Raw genomic sequence first — 21,140 nt, 5'->3', positions numbered from 1 at the left:
TGCAAATTCACAAACTCTAGCAAGAAGTGAAGTATTAAATTCTACTAATACAACAAATACTAGCAATAACACTAATTTTAGTATAAGTAGTAAAACAAGTTCTCCTAATTATGATATATCAAGTGAATTTAAAAACTCTATTTATACTCTAAAATATAAACAAGCAGATATAAGTAATACTTCTACCAATACAGCCTATGGTTATAGTGTAGATAAAGATGGCTATATGGGAAGTGATTTTAACAAAGCTGCAGGATTGCCTGAAGATTTTAAGATACATAAATCTACTTTGGATGAGATAGAGAGAGTGGCTGAATATAATGTTTCTGATATAAGAGAATATCTAGGTGTAGATAAATATTATTCTAATATAGATATGGCTGAAACCATAAAACAATACTACAATCTTTTTTCTAATGCTTTAGGTCAAAGTTTTCCAAGTGATAAAACAAGTTTTAGTGAAGCAGATATAAATTCTATGCCTAGTGGATATGCTGTAGGTGGAGATAAATGTATGAATTTTAATGATCCAAATAATAGAATGAATATTACAGGTTTAAAAGATTTTTCAAATTCTTTAATTTCAAATGTTTATAAAACCCATGAACAAGCAAAAGAAGCTGATGATCTTTGGGTTGATTCAGGATATATGATTGATGGATTATTGCCTAAAACTTTAGGTTTATCCTTAGAAGAAATCAAAAATGTTTCTAAAGGTGAAGATTGGCAATTTAATCCTGATATGTCAGTTTATCCACAAAATGAAGATGGAAGTTATTCTAAAGAAGCTTTGTTTATGAGTTTTTTAAAAGCTCAAAATGGACAACCTGTTGAGAGTCCAAAAACCACACTTAATCCAACAATAGAAGCTTACAATAGAGCTATGGCTAAAGAGAGTTTTTCAACTACTAGTGTAGATATAGGTGATATTATGACAGGCAAAGTAGATTTTGCAAGTCTATTTAAATATCTAGCTAGTAAAAATGGAAAATTAGAAGGGCAACTTTATATGTATGAAAATAACATTTCTAAAGAATCTGCTATGGGTAATTGGGCTTTAGATGCTGAAATTAAACAAGCCATTGCCAATGGCTGGAAAGCAAAACCTAGCACCATTAATTCCTACGCTGATTCTATAATGGATAGATTAAATAATCTTATAGGACAAACTAGGGCTTAAAGAAGTATTTGCACGAAGTCAAATTGAAAATGATGACATTTGCAAATACTTATACGAATCACATAAAACTAGGCGCATCGTTTGAAAAGAGTATTAAATCTCCGTTTTTTGTCTCTTTAGCTAGAGTTTGAACTAGCTGGCTTTTTTCTTTAAGTATAATGGTTTTTATTTTTAACTCTTTTTTGAAAATTTCAGCATTGATTTGTGCGCTAATGATAGCAAGATCAAAACACTCATTGATGATTTTAGCAAGTTTTATATTTTCTTCTTCGCTTACTTCCACTATACCAGGACTTACTAAAACTTTGCGTCCTTTATAGCTTTTACAAAGTTCATAGCTTGTGCTCATACCTTTAAAATTTCCATTAAAACCATCATCTATGATAAATTTAGGCTCTCTTGAAAGCACTTGCAAGCGATGTTCTACGGAGTTTATATTTAAAACTTGCTTTTGAATTTTTTCTAGCTTTATACCAAGATAATGAGCACAAAGTATACAAACACAAAGATTTTGCGCGTTAAAATCCCCTAAAATTTGACTTTTAAAATCATAGGATTTATTTTCTATATCGATTTTAAATTCTAAACCTTCAAGACTTGAATGAATAAGACTTAATTTATCATCATAAAGGCTGATGAGTTTATCTTCTTCTTTTTGGGTGCTAGAGTGTAAAAAAGCCTTTTCTAGTCTTTTGGAATTTAAGGCTTCAAGTTTGGTTGAACGGATATTTTCAACACTTTTAAAATACTCTAAATGTGCATTGCCTATCTCTCCTACTATGCTGATGTGAGGTTGTAAAAAACGAGTGATTTCATCAATATCGCCTTTAAGTCTAGCACCTGCTTCAGCTATGTAAATTTGAGTATCTTGGCTTAAATTGGTATTGATATCAGCAACTATACCTAGCAAGGTATTGACAGAGCGTGGTGTTTTGTAGCTTTTAAAGTCATCTTTTAAAAGTTCGTATAGAAAATTTTTAATACTTGTTTTTCCAAAACTTGCGGTAATGAGTATGATTTTTAAATTTTCATTGGCTCTTAATTTGGCTTTGGCTTGTTTTTTATAATATAAATTTGTAAAAAACTCATAAATTTTAAGACTAAATAAAGCAAAAGGAAGGCTAAAAAGATTAAAAAGAAAAGAAAAACGCAAAGCAAGTATAGCAAAAATAGCATTATAAACAAAAACAAAAACAAAAAACCATTTAACCTTACTTGTAAAAACAAGCTTTTTATCTATACCTTTGCTCCAAAAATACAAAATCGGAGTATGGATCAATGCAAAATATGCCAAAGAATATAAAGGAAAAGCTAAGAATAAAAAATAAGGAATAAATAAAAAATACAAATGCCACAAAGGTTTATGATAATGAAAAAACACGCGTTTAAATTTATAAGAATACCATTGTAAAGCACTCATAAGATAAAAAGCTATACAAAAATTAAAAAATAAAGAATTGACAAAATAAAGAGCATTGATAAGCATTTAAATTTCCTTGATTTTTTGAGCTATGAAAGCAGAATGTTTTAAAAAGAAAAAATGATCCCCCTCTAAAGGATAAAAAGTGCTATTTTTTAAAAGTTCATGCATTTTTTCACCACAATACAAAGGCGTAGCTTCATCGCTTTTTCCCCAAAAAATCAAGCTTTTAGCCTTTTGCTTGGCAAAAATTTCACTAAAATCCTCATCAACAACCTTTTTAAAGGTTTCATACATCATAGGACTAAGATTTACTCCATCTTTACTAGCAAAATAGCGATAAAATTTCCCCAAACCAAAGAGTTTTAAAATTTTAAAAATACGGATTTTAAAACGCACTTTTAGGGATTTTTTAGCCAAAATTCCCGCACTTGAAAGTAAGATTAGAGTGTCTTTTTCTTTTGCGAGTAGGGTACTTACTTTTCCACCAAAAGAATGTCCCATGAAAAAACAGACATCGAGTTTTTTTTGTTTTAAAAAAAGTTCTGTGATATTGGCATAATCTTGAGTGTTTAAAATTTCTTCCACGCTTGAATTTCCAAAACCCGCTAAATCCATATAAATTTGACAAAAATCTTTCAAAAAAGGACAAAAACTTTGCTTCATAAGTTCTTTATTGGCTCCCCAGCCGTGTAAGATAAGTATTTGCGGTAAGGAAAGATCACCTAAAATTTCATAAGAAATTTGATAAGTTTTGTTTTTATAAGAAAGTTGAGTTTGAGCCATTTTAAGCCTTTTGATTTTTGTAGATATTTTCTAAAAGTTGCATGGCATTTTGTAAGCGTTCAAATTCTTTCATACTAAGCATTACAGCTTCAAATTTGTTATTTTTTAAAATAACTATTTTTCCACTTTCGCTTTTTTTGAGTTTTTCCATAATGGGGCTAAAATTTCTTACCACTTCGGTGGCAGTGTAAATTTCATCTTGTTTAAAAGAGAGCATTTTTCTTCCTAAAATACGCTAAATTTTATGTATAATTTAGCGTATTTTGACTTAAAAGCTTATAATTTTCCTTTTTGTCCGTTGATGGAGTGAAGGAAGTTGTAATTGATTTTTATCATTTTTTCAAGTGAAATTTGATCAGCTAAAGCGTTTAAAGTGGTATTAAAATCTTTAAAAAGATAATTAGCCAAAGAACCAGGATTTGGGTTGATTTCATTTAAATATACTTCATTATCCAGTATAAAAAAATCGCAGCGTATTAAAGCACCTTTAAACAAAGGATTGTAGATCTTTTTAAAACTGTCTTTGAGTTTTTCTTTTAATTCTTCGCTTAAATCCGCTTCTATAAGTTCATTGTGTCCTGAAAAGCTAAGATATTTTTGTTCAAAGTCTAAAAATTCTTTTTTCTTTGGCTCTTCTATAATGGAAAAAACAAACTCATCATTGATCATACATCCTGCAAGATTGTATTCTTTGATATTGTTTTTAAATTCTTCTACTACAAGATCATTGTCAAATTCAAAACCTACATCTTTGGCGTATTCTAAATCTTTTTCATCTTTTACTATGCTAATACCTATACTACTTCCAAGTCTTGCAGGTTTGATAATACAAGGAAAACTAAGCTTTTCTTTAGAGTTTTGATTTTTTCTTAGCATGGTATAATCAAGTGTTTTTACACCAACGCTTTTGGCATAAAGTTTGGTAAGTTCTTTGTTGAAAGATAATACACTAGCTTCAAGCCTAGGTCCTATAAATTTAATAGAATAAAACTCAAATAAAGCCGCAATTTTTCCATCTTCTCCATCTCTACCATGGATAAGATTGATCACGCATTCGCACTCTAGTTTATTTTCTTTTAAAAAGCCTTTGCTAAAAAAACCTCCTTGTTTGATGAAGAGTTCTTTTTCATTTTTATAAGCTTTGGTGCTAAAAGTTTTAGAATTCATTTTTTCGCTTGGAATGTGATAAAATCTTCTTTCTTCATCGCAAAAAACAAATTCTAAATTTTGATTGATAACTTTTTTAAGTACTACAGCACTTACTATACTGATCTCATGTTCATAAGAATTTCCGCCAAAAAGTATTGCAAATTTCATTTTATTCCTTTATCCTAGTTTTTTAAGAGCTTCTTTGATGAGTTCGCTTGTTCCTGTTGCTTGAGCACTTGCTAAAACACTTATGATTTTTTCTTGTTTAAAGCCTAGAGTAAGAAGTGCGGCTAAGGCTTCGCTTTTATCATCGCTTACATTTTCAAGTTTGGTTTTTGTGTCAGAAAGTTCTACTATAATGCGTTTTGCACTTTTTGGACCTATTCCAGGTACTTTTTTAAGCACGCTTTCATCGCCCAAACTTAACGCTTTGTAAAAAGAATTTACATCAAGACTAGAGCATACCGCCATAGCAGTATTTGCACCCACTCCATTGACTTTTAAAAGCATTTCAAACATTTTTTGTTCATCTTTATCCAAGAAGCCATAAAATTTATTAGAATCTTCTTTGATGATTTGAGTGATAAAAAACTCATGCTTTTCTTGGGTTTGAATTTTAGCAGAACAAAAAAGAGAAATAAATATCCCATAGCTTAAACCACTAGCACATTTAACAATGATAAAAGTAGGTTCTTTTTTTGTGATTATTCCTTCGATGCCGACAACCATGCTATATCCTTTTCTTCATAATCTAATTTTTTATGTATTTCTATACTTTCTTGGTTGTTTTGTATGACTTTTTTAATGCCTATAAATTTAGCACTTTCATTAACAAATGAAGAGTAAAAAATATCTTCTTTAGGCTCTAGAAGTGAAAATTTGATTTCATTCATATCAGTCCATTTGCCGCTTTTATTTATAAAAGTTGCTTCAAAAAGCATTTTTTGCAAATTGATTAATTCTAATTGTAAAGATTTTTTGCGTTCAAGAAGTTCTTTTTCTTCATTTTGTAGTTTATTTAATTCAAGATTTTGTAAAGAGAAATCTTTTAGGGCTTTTTCGTATTGTACAGGAACATTTTGACCTTGATTTTTAAGTTCTGTTATCTTTTTTTCAACGCTTAAAATTCCATTTTTGCTTGATAAAATGTATTGTCTTATTTTATTTATTTTATGATTTAACTTAGAAATTTGCTCTCCTAAAATCGCAAATTCTTCATCATAATTTTTATCAAGAGTTTTAATTTTAGCATGAAATTTATTGTTATCCCCGTTAATGCGTTCTATTGTGGTGTTTTCAAAAAACACACAAGAATTATTACTTTCTAAATTTTCTATATAGATTTTATCAGCTTGTATATTTCCGCCTAAACTTTTTTTAATTCTCACTTCTTTGGCTTTGATTGTTCCACCTTCGAGCAAATCTATATTTAAAATTTCGGCTTCCGCAAATCCTCTATGAGTTTTTATATAGGCTTGTTTGGCTTGAATTTTGGCTTTAGAGTGTGTAGTGCCTTCAATTTTCATTTTAGTGGCATTAAGTTGAGTGTTGCTTCCTACGCTTCCGACTACATTTAATTCTTCACATTCTATCCCAACACCAGAATTTACAGCATCTTTTACTTCTGAAAGAAATTTTATATTGATTTTGACATTTTTGTCTAGTCCAGCTCTTATAATCCCTATATTTTTAAAATCTACCCCATTAAAATCTAGTTCATTGGCAATATCAAATTTTTCACCATCTTGTACTACATAACCTTTTTTTAAAGCTATATATTCTGTGTATCCATCTTGCTCTACTTGTTTAAAAGCCGAAGAACAAGAAAATTTAACTTTATTTTCATTTGCGGCTAAAACTTTTAAGGTGTGTAAATTTAAGTCTTTTCCTTCTTTACCTTGTTTAAATTTGGCGTGTTTTAAAACAACTTCATTTTCATCAACAACAATAATACCTGAGCGTTTTTCATCGATAGTGTAGTTTTTGGTTTTTTCTTTATAAGTCAAGATCAGGGATTCATCTTGACTTTCTATAGGATCAATACCTTGTGCAACGGTGATTTGTATAGTTTTATTTAAAGGGGTGTTTTTATGTTGATTGCAAAAAGACATTAAATTTTTCTTAAAATCAAAAATGCGGATACCTATTAAAAATTTAAGTTTCAACATCTTTTTATAAATATTTTGCAAAAGTTCTAGTGCTAGTTTTTCATGAAAGTCTAAATTTGTAAAATCAATTTGAGCAACTATTTTGGTTAAATTTTTATTTGCAACCAGTTTGACTGCTTGAGATGCTTTGCTTTGGTTTATACCGTGGAAAATTTCTATTTTGTATTCTTGCTTGATTTGAAGATCATTTTTTAAAAAAATTTCATCTTTATCAAAAAGAGTTAATTCTTTTTCAGAGATTTTTTCCCATTCTAAATCTCCAAAACGATATTGTGTAGAAAATGCCAATAAACTAAAATCAAGCTCATTTAAGCTAAGGTTTGTTCGTGAAGCTACGCTTAAAAGCTCTCGAGCTGGATTTTCTGTATAGGCAATAATTTTTTCATCCAAAGCCAAAACTTTCCCCTTGTAAAAAATTAAGAATGTAATTATAGTCAATTTTTAATCAATTTTAGTTAAAATAGTTCTCTTTATATTTTGAAATTTATGAAAAAATTTAATGAAGAGTTTAGTATTTAAAAATTTTATTATCAATGCTTTAGGAATTTTATTTTCAAGAATTTTAGGGCTTGCTAGAGATGTTTTAATAGCGCTTTTTTTAGGAGCAGGGCTTTATAGTGATATTTTTTTTGTGGCTTTAAAAATGCCTGCTTTTTTTAGAAGAATTTTTGCAGAAGGGGCTTTTGGACAAAGTTTTTTGCCTAATTTTGTAAAAGCGAAAAAAAAAGGAGCTTTTTGTGTTAGTGTAATGATGCAATTTAGCCTTATAGTTTTTTTATTTTGTCTTTTGGTAAGTTTTTTTTCCTCTTTTTTTACTAAGCTTTTTGCTTTTGGGTTTAACGCAGATACTATAGCTTTAGCGGCTCCTTTGGTGGCGATTAATTTTTGGTATTTGTTTTTTATTTTTTTAGTTACTTTTTTAGGAGCTATTTTAAATTATAGACAAAAATTTTTCATTACCTCTTTTTCTGCGGCATTATTTAACTTAAGTATTGTTATAGCTGCCTTTTTTGTGGATAAAAATGCACCGCAAAATACACTTTATTATTTTTCTTATGCAACGGTTTTAAGCGGGGTGGCACAGCTTATTTTACATTTGCTTGTTTTAAAAAACAATCCTGTAATCCGTGCTATGGCTTTAAGTATAAAATTTAAAAAAGCCAAGGCGAAATTACAAGGTTTTTATGGCAATTTTTTTCATGGAGTTTTAGGTTCTTCTGCGACTCAATTTAGCTCATTGCTTGATACAACTATAGCTAGTTTTTTAATGAGCGGGAGTATTTCTTATCTTTATTATGCAAATCGTGTCTTCCAACTCCCCCTTGCACTTTTTGCTATCGCTCTAACTCAAGTTTCTTTTCCAAAAATTTTAAAACATTTAAAAAGTGGTCAAGAAAATTTAGCCTTAAAATTTATGCAAAGAGCATTAGCGTTTTTAAGCATTTTGCTTATTGCTTCTAGTATTATAGGTTCTGCGTTTGCTTTGGAAATTTCAAAGCTTTTATTTGAAAGAGGAAATTTCACTCACGAAGATAGTGTGATTACGGCTTATGTTTTGATTGCTTATCTTATAGGGCTTTTACCTTTTGGTTTGCAAAAGCTTTTTTCTTTGTGGCTTTATGCAAAATTTAAACAAAAAACAGCAGCTTGGATCGCGGTAAAATCTTTAATTATCAGTGCTTTATGTTCTATGGCTTTTATATTTTTGATTAAAGATGAAAGTTTAAAGGTTGTTGCAGTAGCACTTTCAAGCTCTATTAGTGCTTTTTATTTGCTTGGAGCTAATATCAAAGAATTTGGTTTTAAGAAATTTTTTGCTTTAATATCTATTAAAATTTGCTTATTGGTTATAGTTGCTTTGATTGTTTTTACAATCTTACTTATTTTGATCAAACCTTATATTTTAAGTTTTTTTATAGGAATTTTTACAAGTTTTAAAGGAGTTTTTTAATGAGATTGTTAGACAGTGTAGTAAAAGAGAAAATAAAACTTGATAAAAAAGATATTAGTATTTACTTATGCGGACCTACGGTTTATGATGATGCACATTTAGGACATGCAAGAAGTAGTGTTTGCTTTGATCTTTTGCGTAGGGTTTTACTTGCTCAGGGCAATAGGGTAAAATTTGCTAGAAATTACACAGATATTGATGATAAAATCTTAAAAAAAATGGCTCAAAGTGGTCAAACTTTAGAGGAAATTACGGAATTTTACATCAAAAGTTATGAAGAGAATATGAGGGCTTTAAATGTATTAGATCCCGATTTTAAGCCTCGTGCAACGCATTATATAACAGCTATGCTTGATTTGATTAAAAAGCTTGCCAAGGATGGGTTTGTTTATACTCTAGAAGATGGAATTTATTTTGATACAAGTAAAGATGAAAAATATTTAAGCCTATCAAATCGCAATTTAGAAGAAAATATCTCTCGTTTAAGTAATGAAGTGCAAAAAAGAAATGAAAGCGATTTTGTGCTTTGGAAATTTGATGAAAATTTTTACGAAAGTGAATTTGGCAAAGGGCGTCCGGGTTGGCATACTGAATGTGTTGCTATGATTGATTCTATTTTTGAAAATACTCTTGATATACATGCTGGAGGGATAGATTTGCTTTTTCCTCATCATGAAAATGAGGCTGCGCAATGTCGTTGTGGATGTAAGAGAAAATTAGCAAATATTTGGCTTCACAATGGTTTTGTAAAAATCGATGGTGAAAAAATGAGTAAAAGTTTAAATAATAGTTTTTTCATAAAAGATGCTTTAAAAGAATTTATGGGCGAGGCTCTAAGATTTTATCTTTTGAGTTCTCATTATAGATCTCATTTTAATTATTCTTTATCGGATTTAGAAAATGCTAAAAAACGTTTAGATAAATTTTATCGCCTTAAAAAAAGATTGGATTTAGGTGAAATTTCTGATTTTGATGTTTTAAATGATATTGAAATAAAAAGCGAAATTGCTAAGCAAATTTTAGAGATTTTAAATGATGATTTAAATATTTCTAAAGCCTTAGCTCTTTTGGATGATTTTATAAGTAATGCAAATTTAGAGTTGGATAAAGAAAGCAAAAATAAAATTTTAAAACAAAATATCAAAAAAGCTTTAAGTGAGCTAGCTAAAATTTTTGGCTTTGGTTTTATGGATACAACTTTATATTTTCAATGGGGTGTAGGCAAAGAAGAACGAGAAGAAATTGAAAAGTTAATTTTAGAACGAACTGAGGCTAAGAAAAACAAAGATTTTAACACAGCTGATGCAATAAGGGAACAACTAAGTAATAAAAAAATCACTCTTTTAGATACTCCAAATGGAACAATTTGGGAGAAAATAAATGCATAATGAGATGAATTTAAAAGAGGTTTTAATACGCTTTAAGCCCTTTTATAAAAGATATTGGAAGCAATTTGCTATAGCTATTTTTGGTATGATTTTAGCAAGCGGAGGAACTGCTGGAAGTTTTTATGCTTTAGAGCCTATTTTAAATTATATTTTCGTTGAAAAAAATGAAGCTTTACTTTATACAGTGCCTTTTTTGCTAGTATTGATGTATTTTTTTAAAAATCTTGGAACTTATTTGCAAAGTTTTTATGTTTCCTTTATAGGAACAGATATGTTAAGAGTATTGCGTGCTAGGGTTTTAAAAAATATTTTACGCTTGGATATGGATTTTTTTAAACGCTATAGAAGCGGAGAGCTTGTAAGTCGTTGTACTAATGATATTAATGCACTTCAAAGCATAGTATCAAACATTATTCCTGATTTTTTTAGAGAGCTTTTAACTGCTATAGGACTGCTTGCAGTAGTCTTGTATCAAAGTCCTACTTTGGCTTTTTTTGCTTTAGTGATTTTGCCTTTAGCTATTTTTCCTTTGGTATGGTTTGCTAAAAAACTTAAAAAATATGCAAGAAATATACAAGAAACAAATTCGGATTTACTTTCTTATTTGGGTGAAATTTTTTCAAATATTGAATTGATCAAAGCTAATGATAATGAAAAAAAAGAAAGTGATAAATTTGCTAAGCATAATGATACTTTGTGTAAATTAAACCTAAAATCCGCACGTATTGATGCACTTACAAGTCCTTTAATGGATATGATGGGCTCTGTTGGGGTTGCTGTGGTGATTATTGTAGGGGGTAGAGAGGTTATCAATGGTTCTATGAGTGTGGGAAGTTTTATCAGTTTTGTTTCGGCACTTTTTGCGATATATACTCCTTTAAAGCGTCTTTCGTCTTTATATGGAAAACTTCAAGGTGCTGTTGCGGCAAGTGAAAGAACTTTTTATTTATTGGATTTAGAACCTCAAATTAAAGGTGGAAGCAAAGAATTAAAAAACATTGAAAAAATTAGCTTTGAAAATGTTGAATTTGCTTATGAAAACCCGCATAAAAGTGTTTTAAAAGGCGTAAATTTTGATTTTGTTAAAGGGCAAATGCTTGCTCTTGTAGGGACAAGTGGGGGTGGTAAATCTTCTATTATTAATCTTTTGATGTATTTTTATGAAAAACAAAAAGGTAAAATTTTACTCAATCAAGAAGATATTAGCACTTTTACCATAGAAAGCTTACATGCTAAAATAGGACTTGTAACGCAAAATATTTATCTTTTTAATGATAGTTTTGCTGCAAATATTGCTTATAGCGAAGAGTTAGAAGAAGAAAAAGTCATCCAAGCTTTAAAATTGGCCAATGCCTATGAATTTGTTAAAGAAATGGGCGGGATTTGGGCTGAAGTGAAAGAACATGGTAAGAACTTAAGTGGAGGGCAAAAACAAAGAATAGCAATCGCTAGAGCTTTATATAAAAATCCTGATGTGCTTATTTTTGATGAAGCAACTTCAGCTTTGGATAATGAAAGTGAAAAAGCAATAGTTAAAACTATAGAAAACTTAAAACAAGACAGATTGATTTTAGTGGTTGCACATCGTTTAAGCACTATAGAAAATGCAGATAAAATAGTAGTATTGGATAAGGGCAAGGTATTGGCAATAGGTAAAGATGAAGAGCTTTTGCAAACTTGTTCTTTGTATCAAAAATTTAAAAGCAAAGAAAAAACAAAGCCTAGCTTTAGTTAATTTTAGTTAGAATTTCAAAAAGGATTAAAAAATGGCTTATGAAATGATAAAACCTTTACTTTTTAAGTTAAACCCTGAGCATGCACATGCTTTGGTTGAATATAGCTTAAGGGCTTTAAGTGCTAGTTTTCCAGGAGCTTTAAGTTTTTTAGCACACAAATATATAGTTGATGATGAAAGTTTAAGGCAAAATTTACTTGGACTTGATTTTAATAATCCTGTAGGTTTAGCAGGAGGCTTTGATAAAAATGCCACTATGATAAGACCTTTGAGTGCTTTAGGATTTGGCTTTTTGGAAGTGGGAACTTTTACTCCAAAACCTCAAGAAGGCAATGAAAAGCCACGCCTATTTAGACTTGTAAAACAAGAAAGTATACAAAATGCTATGGGTTTTAACAACGAAGGTGCTGAAAAGATTGCTTTAAGACTCGCAAAAACTTATCCTTTTGTTTTGCCTTTAGGGGTAAATATAGGGAAAAATAAAATCACTCCAAATGACAAAGCCTTGGAGGATTATTTTACTTTGTTTAGAGATTTTAAGGATTTGTGTGATTATTTTATCGTTAATATCTCATCTCCTAATACTAAAAATTTAAGAGAGTTGCAAAATGATGATTTTTTAAATACCTTGCTTGAAGAAGCCAAAAAAATCACTTCTAAGCCTATTTTGATAAAAATTGCTCCTGATATGAAAATAGATGATGCTTTAAATTTATGTGAAAATGCCATTAAAAAAGGTGCAGATGGGTTTATATTAGCCAATACTAGTGTTGATTATAGCTTGCTAGATAATAATCGTACTTTTGGTGGTATTAGCGGAAGGCTGATTACAGAAAAAAGTGGTATTTTTTTCAAAGAAGTAGCTAAAATTCTTTTTGGCAAAACCTTGCTTATTGCAAGTGGAGGGATTGATAGTGCTGATATTGCTTATGAGCGTATTAAAAATGGGGCTAATTTGGTGCAAGTTTATACAGCTTTGATTTTTAAAGGTCCTTCTTTGGTAAAAAATATCAATCAAAATCTTATAGAGCTTTTGAGAAAAGATGGTTTTTTACACATTAGCGAAGCTGTTGGGGTAAATTTAAAATGATTGCTTATGAAAAAATTCAATTAAAAAACAAGCTTGAAATTTATGCTTTGCCTGTAAATAAAAATAGCGATGTGATTAGCGTTGATATTTTTTATAAGGTGGGTTCAAGAAATGAGATCATGGGAAAAAGTGGCATAGCTCATATGTTAGAACATTTAAATTTTAAAAGTACTAAAAATTTAAAAGCTGGCGAATTTGATGAGATTGTTAAGGGTTTTGGTGGTGTGGATAATGCAAGCACAGGTTTTGACTATACTCATTATTATATTAAATGTGCGAAGAAAAATTTAGATAAAGCTTTAGAGCTTTTTGCGGAACTTATGGCGAATTTAAATTTAAAAGATGAAGAATTTCAGCCTGAAAGAGCAGTGGTTTTAGAAGAGCGTAGATGGAGAACAGATAATAATCCTTTGGGATATCTTTATTTTAGACTTTTCAATCACGCATTTATGTATCATCCTTATCATTGGACTCCTATAGGTTTTTTTAAGGATATAGAAAATTGGAGCATTGAAGATATTAAAGAATTTCACAGTATTTACTATCAACCTAAAAATGCGATTTTACTTGTAAGTGGCGATATAGAAAGTAAAGAAGTTTTTGAGCTTTCAAAAAAACATTTTGAAAAGATTAAAAATACTAAGACTATACCTAAAATTCACACAAAAGAGCCTAAGCAAGATGGAGCAAAAAGAATATATTTGCATAAAAACTCAGATACTGAACTATTAGCCCTTGCTTATAAAATTCCAAATTTCAAGCACAAAGATATACCTGCTTTAAATGCTTTATCCGAGCTTTTAGGAAGTGGAAAAAGTTCTTTAATGAGTGAAATTTTGATTGATAAATTAAATTTAATCAATGATTATTATGCTTATGTTAATGATTGTATAGATGAAAATTTATTTATTTTTATTTGTAATTGTAACCCCAATGTTAATGCAGAAAAAGTAGAAAAAGAGCTTTTAAAAATCATTGATAAACTTAAAATGGGTAAAATTTCTCAAAAAGATTTGCAAAGAGTGAAAAATAATGTCAAAAGTGATTTTATTTTCTCACTTAACAATGCTAGTGCAGTGGCAAATATTTATGGTTCATATCTAGCAAGAGGGGATATCGATCCTTTGTTAAATTATGAGAAAGATATACAAAATTTGGAATTAAAAGATTTGATTTCTTGTGCTAAAAAATATTTTATTCAAGAAAATTCAACTACGGTAATTCTAAGAAAGGATTCAAATGGATAAAAATATTATTATTGGGGCAATGACGGCCCTTATTACACCGTTTAAAAATGGAAAAGTTGATGAGCAAAGTTATGCAAGATTGATTAAAAGACAAATAGAAAATGGCATCGATGCAGTAGTTCCAGTAGGAACAACAGGAGAAAGTGCAACTTTAACTCATGAAGAACATAGAACTTGTATAGAGATAGCCGTTGAGACTTGCAAAGGAACTAAGGTTAAGGTTTTAGCAGGTGCGGGAAGTAATGCAACTCATGAGGCAGTGGGTTTGGCTAAATTTGCTAAAGAACATGGTGCTGATGGGATTTTAAGTGTGGCACCGTATTATAATAAACCTACACAACAAGGACTTTACGAGCATTATAAGGCTATTGCGCAAAGTGTAGATATTCCTGTGCTTTTATATAATGTTCCAGCAAGAACAGGTTGTGAAATTTCAACAGATACTATTATCAAGCTTTTTAGAGATTGTGAAAATATTTATGGAGTAAAAGAAGCGAGTGGAAATATCGATAAGTGTGTGGATTTGCTTGCACACGAACCTAGAATGATGCTTATTTCGGGAGAAGATGCGATCAATTATCCTATACTTTCAAATGGTGGAAAGGGAGTGATTTCAGTAACTTCAAATTTATTACCCGATATGATTAGCGCTTTAACTCATTTTGCTTTAGATGAAAATTATAAAGAAGCTAAAAAAATCAATGATGAGCTTTATAATATCAATAAAATTTTATTTTGCGAAAGTAATCCTATTCCTATTAAAACGGCTATGTATATAGCTGGATTGATAGAAAGTTTGGAGTTTAGACTTCCTCTTTGTCCTCCAAGTAAGGAAAATTTTGCTAAAATTGAAGAAGTGATGAAAAAATATAAGATCAAAGGATTTTAATGAATACAGAATTTCAAGGAAAAACTTTAGTAATCAGCGGTGGAACTCGCGGGATAGGCAAAGCTATAGTTTATGAATTTGCTAAAGTGGGTGCAAATATAGCTTTTACTTATAATTCTAATGCGCAAATTGCTGATGAAATGGTGCAAGATTTGGAGAAAAATTATAAAATCAAAGCTAGAGCTTATGAATTTAATATCTTAGAACCTGAAACTTATAAAGAACTTTTTGAAAAAATTGATGTGGATTTTGATAGGGTGGATTATTTTATCTCAAATGCTATCATTTCAGGACGTGCGGTTGTAGGTGGTTATACTAAATTTATGAAATTAAAACCAAAAGGAATTAATAACATCTTTACAGCCACAGTTAATGCTTTTGTTGTGGGTGCACAAGAAGCAGCTAAAAGGATGGAAAAAGTAGGGGGTGGAAGTATTATTTCTATCTCATCTACAGGAAATTTAGTGTATATAGAAAATTATTCAGGTCATGGTACAGCAAAAGCTGCCGTAGAAGCTATGGCAAGATATGCGGCTACTGAACTTGGAGAAAAAAATATCCGTGTAAATGTCGTAAGTGGTGGGCCTATTGAAACTGATGCTTTAAGAGCTTTTACAAATTATGAAGAAGTAAAACAGGCTACTATAAATTTAAGCCCTTTAAATCGCATGGGACAGCCTGAAGATTTGGCTGGAGCATGTCTTTTTCTTTGTTCAAGTAAGGCAAGTTGGGTAACAGGACATACTTTCATCGTTGATGGTGGTACAACTTTTAAATAAAAATTAAGAAAAATCAATGGATTTTTCTTAAAAATATTTTTCAATCAAGTTTTAATTTCCATCCTAAAAAAACACTTAATAATGCAAGTAAAAAAATAAAATTTAAAATCCAATTGCCAAAACCTACAAAACCTATAGATAATACGCTGTAAAAAAATCCTCCCACAGCTGAATAAATACAAATCGTACTTAAAGATCCATTTTCTGCCATTTTTTTACATGGGCAGATTTTATAAAATTTTTTATCGTTAAATTGATTTTTCTTTTTATTTCCCAAAAATAAACCAAAAAGGGCAAAAAGATTTAAAAAAATAAAAGCATATAATAAAATTTGATCTAATTCCATTTTAATATACCTTAAAAGTATCTAAGCCAAGAGGGTAAATGGACTTGTTCTTCCTTTAAAGTAGTCTCTTGTCCATGTCCTGGCAAAAGTTTAAAATCTTCTTTGTAAGTCATAACTTTTTCTAAGCTTTGTTTCATTAAATTTGCATCTGAATAAGGAAAATCCCATCTTCCTATGCTTCTATAAAATAAAAAATCTCCACTAAACATGATATTTTTACCTACAATTTCTATCATGGTGCAACCTGGTGTATGTCCTGGTAAAAAGTGAAATTTAAAATCAACTCCGTAAATATTTAAAATATCTTCATTATCTACTAAAAAATCCGCATCGCTAGAATCATAGCCTTGATTGAAATCATCATGTAGCATAAAAGCATCATTTTTGTGAATATAAATGGGGATGTTGTATTCTTTTTTAACCTTGGCATTATCCCAAATATGATCATAATGTCCGTGAGTGTTTAAAATCGCTAAAGGATTTTTTACATGTTTTTTGATGAAATTTAGTGCATCAAAACCAGGATCAATGATAATTTCTCCATGCTCACCAAATAAAATATAACAATTTGTCTCATAAGCTCCACAAGCTTGTTTGATAATTTGCATTTTTTACCTCTTTAATGAAAAATTTGCCTTAAATAAATATAATTATACATTAAATTTTTAAAAGGCAAGCTTTATGGATTGGCAAAAGATTACGGAAAAAATGTGTGATTTTATACAAGAAAAAGTGAAAAATTCTCAAAGTCAAGGTGTGGTTTTGGGGCTTAGTGGCGGGATTGATTCTGCTTTGGTAGCAACGCTTTGTAAAAGAGCTTTAAAAGAGAATGTTTTTGCTCTTTTAATGCCAACTCAAATTTCAAACAAAGCCAATCTTGAAGATGCTTTAAGGCTTTGTGCGGATTTAAATCTTGAATATAAAATCATAGAAATTCAAAGCATTTTAGATGCTTTTATAAAACAAAGTGAAAATACTACTCTAGTATCGTTAGGAAATTTTGCAGCTCGTATTAGAATGAGTTTGCTTTATGATTATTCTGCTTTGAAAAATTCTTTAGTCATAGGCACTTCTAATAAAAGCGAATTACTTTTGGGTTATGGTACGATTTATGGGGATTTAGCTTGTGCTTTTAATCCTATAGGATCGCTTTATAAAAGTGAAATTTATGCTTTAGCAAAATACCTTAACTTGCATGAAAATTTTATCAAAAAAGCTCCAAGTGCGGATCTTTGGGAAAATCAAAGCGATGAGGCGGATTTGGGTTTTTCTTATGTAAAAATCGATGAAGGTTTAAAAGCCTTAGAAACTAATGATGAAAAACTTTTAAGAACGCTTGATCCTTCTTTGATTGCTATGCTAAAAAATCGCATGCAAAAAAATGCTTTTAAGGGAAAAATGCCTGAAATTTTGGAAATTTAAACAATGAGTGAAGAAAAAAATTATGAACTTTGGCTTGATAATTATTTTTTTAAGCCCAATTTTTGGCAAAAATGCCTTGCTTTTGTACTTTTTCCCTTAAGTGTGCTTTATGCTTTTTTTGCGATTTTAAATACTTTTTTTCGTAAAAAAATAGTTTTTAAAAAGCCTGTTATTAGCGTTGGTAATTTAAGTTTTGGAGGTAATGGAAAAACCCCGCTTTGTAAAGCTATAGCAAGGGAATTTGATGGCGTTTTTATAGTGCTTAGGGGCTATAAAAGAAAGTCTAAAGGTTTGTTTGTTGTTAAAAATCAAAATGAAATTTTATGCACCTTAACACAAAGTGGCGATGAAGCTATGGAGTATGCTTTTGAAGAAAATATCAAAGGTGTGATTGTGAGCGAAGATAGAGTAAAAGGTATTGAAAAAGCTTTTGAATTGGGAGCTAAAATCGTTGTACTTGATGATGCTTTTTCTAAATTTCATATTAAAAAATTTGATATTTTACTTGAAAGCAAAATCAAACCTTATTTTAATTTTACCTTGCCAAGTGGAGCTTATCGTTTGCCAAAATTTTATGAAAAAAGGGCTGATTTTATTGCATTAGAAGGCAGGGATTTTGTGCGTTATTCTTTTGTAAAAGAAAATCCAAAGGCTGTTTTGGTAACTGCTATTGCTAAACCTTTTAGATTGCATGAGCATTTTATCAAAGCAAGGGCTTGTTATTTTTTTAAAGATCATTATGAGTTTAAAAAAGAAGAATTAGAAAATTTGCTAAAAAAACATAATTGCGATACACTAATGCTTACTTTTAAGGATTTTGTTAAAGTTAAAGATTTTGGTTTTAAATGTCAAATTATAGAATTAAATATAGAATTAAAAGATTCATTAAGGGAAAAAATAAAAACTTACATCAAGGAGTTTGAGCAATGAAATTAGTCGAGAGTAGAAATGTAAATAATGTATCAAGTTTTAAGGAAGCTTTGATCAACCCAAACGCCCCAGAAGGAGGGCTTTACTCACCTTTAAATTTGCCTATTTTTGAAGGAGAAAAATATGCCAATTTGTCTTATAAAGATTTTGCTTTAAAGCTTATAGAAAGTTTTGGTTTTGGCGAAGAAGAGCTTTTTAAAAAGGCTTTGAAAAGTTACGAAAGCTTTGATGATAAAAATACACCTATTTCTTTGCAAAAAATCGCTGAAAAAACCTATATTAACGAGCTTTGGCATGGGCCTACAAGAGCTTTTAAAGATATGGCTTTACAGCCTTTTGGCGTGCTTTTAAGTGAATTTTCAAAGGATAAAAATATTTTAATTATTTGTGCTACAAGTGGCGATACAGGACCTGCAACCCTAAAAAGCTTTGAAAATGCAAAAAATGTTAAAGTAGCTTGTATGTATCCAAAAGGTGGCACAAGTGGAGTTCAAGAGTTGCAAATGCGAGCTTTAGATAAGGATAATTTGAAAGTTTTTGCTATAGATGAGGATTTTGACGCAGCGCAGCGCACTTTAAAAGAATTGCTTTTTTCAAAAGATTTTCAAAATGAAATTAAAGCTTTAAATTATGAGCTTTGCGCAGCAAATTCTGTAAATTTTGGGCGTATTTTATTTCAGATTATTTATCATTATTATGCGAGTTTAAAACTTTTTAATGAGTTTTTAGAAGAAGTACAAATCATCGTTCCAAGTGGAAATTTTGGCAATGCTTTAGGAGCTTTTTATGCTAAAAAAATGGGGGCTAAAATTTCAAAAATCAAAATCGCTTCAAATGCGAATAATATTTTGAGTGAATTTTTTAATCAGGGCGTTTATGATTTGCGTGAAAAAAGTCTTAAGAAGACTATTTCTCCAGCTATGGATATACTTATTTCATCTAATATTGAAAGACTTTTGTTTGCGAAATTTAAAGATAAAAGAACTAAAGAACTGATGAATTTGTTAAAAAATGAGAGATATTTTAAACTTGAAAAAGAAGAATTACAAAGTTTGCAAGAAGATTTTGAAGCAGATTTTTGCACCGATGAAGAATGTATGCAATTTATCAAACAAAGTAAAATTTTAATCGATCCGCATACCGCAACTTGTTTTAAAATGCTTGATCCTTTAAAACCTAGCATTATCACTTCGACAGCAGAATGGACAAAATTTACTCCAAGTATGATAAAAGCTTTATATGATAGGGATTCTAAGAATGAAAAAGAAGATTTAAAATTTATAGCTAAAGAGTTTAATGTCCAAGTTAAAGATGAAATTTTGGCTTTATTTGACTTGAAAAATAGCGATGAAAAGGTATTTGAAGCCAAAAATATAAAAAAAGAAATTTTAGATTGGATGCAAAAATGATTATTATTCCTGCAAGATTAAAATCAAGTCGTTTTCATGAAAAAATTTTATGCGATATAGGTGGAGTGCCTATGTTTGTAGCTACTGCAAGAAGAGTAAGTAGCGTGGATGAAGTTTGTATAGCTTTAGACGATGAAAAGGTTTTAAGTATCGCTAAAGAATATGGTCTAAATGCGGTTTTAACAAGCAAAGATCATGAAAGCGGTACGGATAGGATTAATGAAGCTTGTAAGAAACTAGCTTTAAAAGATGATGAGATTATTATCAATGTCCAAGCTGATGAGCCTTTTATAGAATGTGAAAATTTATTAAAATTTAAAGAATTTGCAAGTTCTTGCTTGGATAAAAAAGCTTTTATGGCGAGTTGTTATAAAAAAATCACTCAAGAAGAAGTTATGGATCCTAATCTGGTTAAAGTGCTTTGCGATAAAGAAGGGTATGCTTTGTATTTTTCAAGAGCTAAAATTCCTTATGAAAGAGAAAATTACGAGGAAAGTTTTAAAGGGCATTTAGGCATTTACGCTTATAGTGTCAAAGCTTTAAGAGAGTTTTGTTCTTTATCGAGTTCTGCACTTGAAAGAGCGGAAAAGTTAGAGCAATTAAGAGCTATAGAAAATGGTAAAAAAATCAAAATGCTTGAAATTTCAACAACAAGCATGGGGATTGATACTAAAGAAGACTATGAAAGGGCTTTAAAAATTTATTTAGAAAAATAACTCCACCCCAAAACGGAACAGATCTTGCTTATATTATTTTAATATATTTAGATTGAAGGCAGAAAAATCTAAATCAAGGAATTAATATGAGTATCTTTAGCATCAATGATAACTCAAACTATGGTTCTATACTTTCACAAGCAAAAGCTAATAAAGAAAGTAAAGAAAATTCTAAAATAAGTTTTGCTAATGCTTTTTTAAAACAAAATGCTAGTAAGTTAAATGAAATTCAAAATGCAAATTCACAAACTCTAGCAAGAAGTGAAGTATTAAATTCTACTAATACAACAAATACTAGCAATAACACTAATTTTAGTATAAGTAGTAAAACAAGTTCTCCTAATTATGATATATCAAGTGAATTTAAAAACTCTATTTATACTCTAAAATATAAACAAGCAGATATAAGTAATACTTCTACCAATACAGCCTATGGTTATAGTGTAGATAAAGATGGCTATATGGGAAGTGATTTTAACAAAGCTGCAGGATTGCCTGAAGATTTTAAGATACATAAATCTACTTTGGATGAGAT

20 protein-coding genes and 1 pseudogene are annotated in these 21,140 nt (G+C 29.9%); 13 read left to right on the top strand and 8 right to left on the bottom strand.

What is annotated here, in order from left to right; genetic code table 11:
- Positions 1-1,180: Cj0814 family flagellar-dependent secreted protein (locus AJN70_RS08285; protein ID WP_070295688.1), on the top strand; the 1,180-nt coding region annotated here is incomplete at its 5' end.
- Positions 1,181-1,238: 58 nt separating this feature from the next.
- On the opposite strand, the gene AJN70_RS08280 is transcribed toward AJN70_RS08285, so the two are convergent.
- From AJN70_RS08280 to AJN70_RS08255, 6 genes are read right to left on the bottom strand one after another with little or no spacing between them, the layout of a single operon-like run.
- Complete coding sequence (locus AJN70_RS08280) at positions 1,239-2,666, bottom strand: Mur ligase family protein (RefSeq protein ID WP_002866924.1); 1,428 nt, start codon at positions 2,664-2,666, stop codon at positions 1,239-1,241.
- The gene (locus AJN70_RS08275) at positions 2,667-3,386 is read right to left on the bottom strand and encodes an alpha/beta fold hydrolase (protein ID WP_002866925.1); all 720 of its coding nucleotides are present in this window, start codon (positions 3,384-3,386) and stop codon (positions 2,667-2,669) included.
- A gap of 1 nt (position 3,387) precedes the next feature.
- Positions 3,388-3,603, bottom strand: a complete 216-nt coding sequence (locus tag AJN70_RS08270) for a type II toxin-antitoxin system Phd/YefM family antitoxin (protein ID WP_002852622.1) — start codon at positions 3,601-3,603, stop codon at positions 3,388-3,390.
- Between the two features lie 59 nt (positions 3,604-3,662).
- Complete coding sequence (locus tag AJN70_RS08265) at positions 3,663-4,703, bottom strand: D-alanine--D-alanine ligase (RefSeq protein ID WP_002866926.1); 1,041 nt, start codon at positions 4,701-4,703, stop codon at positions 3,663-3,665.
- 9 nt (positions 4,704-4,712) lie between these two features.
- Complete coding sequence (gene ruvA / locus AJN70_RS08260; RefSeq protein WP_002856927.1) at positions 4,713-5,264, bottom strand: Holliday junction branch migration protein RuvA; 552 nt, start codon at positions 5,262-5,264, stop codon at positions 4,713-4,715.
- Positions 5,240-7,099, bottom strand: coding sequence for a flagellar assembly protein A (locus AJN70_RS08255; RefSeq protein ID WP_002878012.1), 1,860 nt, complete (start codon positions 7,097-7,099; stop codon positions 5,240-5,242). Before AJN70_RS08255 ends, ruvA begins: the two co-directional genes overlap by 25 nt.
- 103 nt (positions 7,100-7,202) lie before the next feature.
- Here AJN70_RS08255 and murJ point away from each other — a divergent pair, with 103 nt between their 5' ends.
- The 7 genes from murJ to AJN70_RS08220 are packed head-to-tail and all read left to right on the top strand — an operon-like array spanning position 7,203 to position 15,782.
- The gene (gene murJ, locus AJN70_RS08250; protein ID WP_070295687.1) at positions 7,203-8,654 is read left to right on the top strand and encodes a murein biosynthesis integral membrane protein MurJ; all 1,452 of its coding nucleotides are present in this window, start codon (positions 7,203-7,205) and stop codon (positions 8,652-8,654) included.
- A complete protein-coding gene (gene cysS, locus AJN70_RS08245; protein ID WP_002881144.1) occupies positions 8,654-10,042 on the top strand; it encodes a cysteine--tRNA ligase in 1,389 nt (462 codons plus the stop codon). The genes murJ and cysS overlap by 1 nt, the downstream gene beginning before the upstream one ends.
- Positions 10,035-11,777 carry an ABC transporter ATP-binding protein gene (locus AJN70_RS08240; protein ID WP_002881145.1) on the top strand — a complete coding sequence of 581 codons (1,743 nt, stop codon included), beginning with the start codon at positions 10,035-10,037 and terminating at the stop codon, positions 11,775-11,777. The genes cysS and AJN70_RS08240 overlap by 8 nt, the downstream gene beginning before the upstream one ends.
- A 31-nt stretch (positions 11,778-11,808) precedes the next feature.
- Positions 11,809-12,867, top strand: a complete 1,059-nt coding sequence (locus AJN70_RS08235) for a quinone-dependent dihydroorotate dehydrogenase (RefSeq protein ID WP_002872967.1) — start codon at positions 11,809-11,811, stop codon at positions 12,865-12,867.
- Entirely contained in the window at positions 12,864-14,114 is a 1,251-nt protein-coding gene (locus AJN70_RS08230; protein WP_002881146.1) for a M16 family metallopeptidase, read from the top strand. Before AJN70_RS08235 ends, AJN70_RS08230 begins: the two co-directional genes overlap by 4 nt.
- Entirely contained in the window at positions 14,107-15,003 is an 897-nt protein-coding gene (gene dapA / locus AJN70_RS08225) for a 4-hydroxy-tetrahydrodipicolinate synthase (RefSeq protein WP_052834419.1), read from the top strand. Before AJN70_RS08230 ends, dapA begins: the two co-directional genes overlap by 8 nt.
- Positions 15,003-15,782 (top strand): enoyl-ACP reductase, encoded by a 780-nt coding sequence (locus AJN70_RS08220; RefSeq protein WP_002852476.1) that lies wholly within the window; start codon positions 15,003-15,005, stop codon positions 15,780-15,782. Before dapA ends, AJN70_RS08220 begins: the two co-directional genes overlap by 1 nt.
- Before the next feature lie 40 nt (positions 15,783-15,822).
- On the opposite strand, the gene AJN70_RS08215 is transcribed toward AJN70_RS08220, so the two are convergent.
- Positions 15,823-16,128, bottom strand: coding sequence for a hypothetical protein (locus AJN70_RS08215; protein ID WP_002861448.1), 306 nt, complete (start codon positions 16,126-16,128; stop codon positions 15,823-15,825).
- An 11-nt stretch (positions 16,129-16,139) separates the two neighbouring features.
- The gene (locus tag AJN70_RS08210) at positions 16,140-16,736 is read right to left on the bottom strand and encodes an MBL fold metallo-hydrolase (protein ID WP_002881148.1); all 597 of its coding nucleotides are present in this window, start codon (positions 16,734-16,736) and stop codon (positions 16,140-16,142) included.
- 73 nt (positions 16,737-16,809) lie between these two features.
- On the opposite strand from AJN70_RS08210, the gene AJN70_RS08205 reads away from it, so the two are divergent.
- From AJN70_RS08205 to AJN70_RS08185, 5 genes and pseudogenes are all read left to right on the top strand, one after another.
- A complete protein-coding gene (locus tag AJN70_RS08205) occupies positions 16,810-17,550 on the top strand; it encodes an NAD+ synthase (RefSeq protein WP_002881149.1) in 741 nt (246 codons plus the stop codon).
- Positions 17,551-17,553: 3 nt separating this feature from the next.
- Complete coding sequence (locus AJN70_RS08200; protein ID WP_002881150.1) at positions 17,554-18,480, top strand: tetraacyldisaccharide 4'-kinase; 927 nt, start codon at positions 17,554-17,556, stop codon at positions 18,478-18,480.
- On the top strand, positions 18,477-19,889 hold the full coding sequence (gene thrC, locus AJN70_RS08195) for a threonine synthase (RefSeq protein ID WP_070233321.1): 1,413 nt from the start codon (positions 18,477-18,479) through the stop codon (positions 19,887-19,889). Before AJN70_RS08200 ends, thrC begins: the two co-directional genes overlap by 4 nt.
- Positions 19,886-20,605 carry a 3-deoxy-manno-octulosonate cytidylyltransferase gene (gene kdsB / locus AJN70_RS08190; RefSeq protein ID WP_070295689.1) on the top strand — a complete coding sequence of 240 codons (720 nt, stop codon included), beginning with the start codon at positions 19,886-19,888 and terminating at the stop codon, positions 20,603-20,605. The genes thrC and kdsB overlap by 4 nt, the downstream gene beginning before the upstream one ends.
- Positions 20,606-20,691: 86 nt before the next feature.
- Positions 20,692-21,140: pseudogene (locus AJN70_RS08185) on the top strand (hypothetical protein); the annotation flags it as partial.

Origin of the sequence: Campylobacter sp. BCW_4341, assembly GCF_001764255.1 — a bacterium.
Taxonomy (GTDB): Bacteria; Campylobacterota; Campylobacteria; order Campylobacterales; family Campylobacteraceae; genus Campylobacter_D; species Campylobacter_D jejuni.
The sequence above is the reverse complement of the archived record's forward strand: the minus strand, read 5'-3'. Positions and strand labels throughout refer to the sequence as shown.

Bases quoted from the DNA above. Each gene is read 5' to 3' on its own strand.
- AJN70_RS08240 (WP_002881145.1), top strand. From the start codon at position 10,035: ATGCATAATGAGATGAATTTAAAAGAGGTTTTAATACGCTTTAAGCCC.
- kdsB (WP_070295689.1), top strand. From the start codon at position 19,886: ATGATTATTATTCCTGCAAGATTAAAATCAAGTCGTTTTCATGAAAAA.
- AJN70_RS08275 (WP_002866925.1), bottom strand. From the start codon at position 3,386: ATGGCTCAAACTCAACTTTCTTATAAAAACAAAACTTATCAAATTTCT.
- AJN70_RS08215 (WP_002861448.1), bottom strand. From the start codon at position 16,128: ATGGAATTAGATCAAATTTTATTATATGCTTTTATTTTTTTAAATCTT.
- cysS (WP_002881144.1), top strand. From the start codon at position 8,654: ATGAGATTGTTAGACAGTGTAGTAAAAGAGAAAATAAAACTTGATAAA.
- thrC (WP_070233321.1), top strand. From the start codon at position 18,477: ATGAAATTAGTCGAGAGTAGAAATGTAAATAATGTATCAAGTTTTAAG.
- AJN70_RS08205 (WP_002881149.1), top strand. From the start codon at position 16,810: ATGGATTGGCAAAAGATTACGGAAAAAATGTGTGATTTTATACAAGAA.
- dapA (WP_052834419.1), top strand. From the start codon at position 14,107: ATGGATAAAAATATTATTATTGGGGCAATGACGGCCCTTATTACACCG.
- AJN70_RS08200 (WP_002881150.1), top strand. From the start codon at position 17,554: ATGAGTGAAGAAAAAAATTATGAACTTTGGCTTGATAATTATTTTTTT.
- AJN70_RS08270 (WP_002852622.1), bottom strand. From the start codon at position 3,603: ATGCTCTCTTTTAAACAAGATGAAATTTACACTGCCACCGAAGTGGTA.
- AJN70_RS08235 (WP_002872967.1), top strand. From the start codon at position 11,809: ATGGCTTATGAAATGATAAAACCTTTACTTTTTAAGTTAAACCCTGAG.
- AJN70_RS08280 (WP_002866924.1), bottom strand. From the start codon at position 2,666: ATGCTTATCAATGCTCTTTATTTTGTCAATTCTTTATTTTTTAATTTT.
- AJN70_RS08265 (WP_002866926.1), bottom strand. From the start codon at position 4,703: ATGAAATTTGCAATACTTTTTGGCGGAAATTCTTATGAACATGAGATC.
- murJ (WP_070295687.1), top strand. From the start codon at position 7,203: ATGAAGAGTTTAGTATTTAAAAATTTTATTATCAATGCTTTAGGAATT.
- AJN70_RS08230 (WP_002881146.1), top strand. From the start codon at position 12,864: ATGATTGCTTATGAAAAAATTCAATTAAAAAACAAGCTTGAAATTTAT.
- AJN70_RS08210 (WP_002881148.1), bottom strand. From the start codon at position 16,736: ATGCAAATTATCAAACAAGCTTGTGGAGCTTATGAGACAAATTGTTAT.
- ruvA (WP_002856927.1), bottom strand. From the start codon at position 5,264: ATGGTTGTCGGCATCGAAGGAATAATCACAAAAAAAGAACCTACTTTT.
- AJN70_RS08220 (WP_002852476.1), top strand. From the start codon at position 15,003: ATGAATACAGAATTTCAAGGAAAAACTTTAGTAATCAGCGGTGGAACT.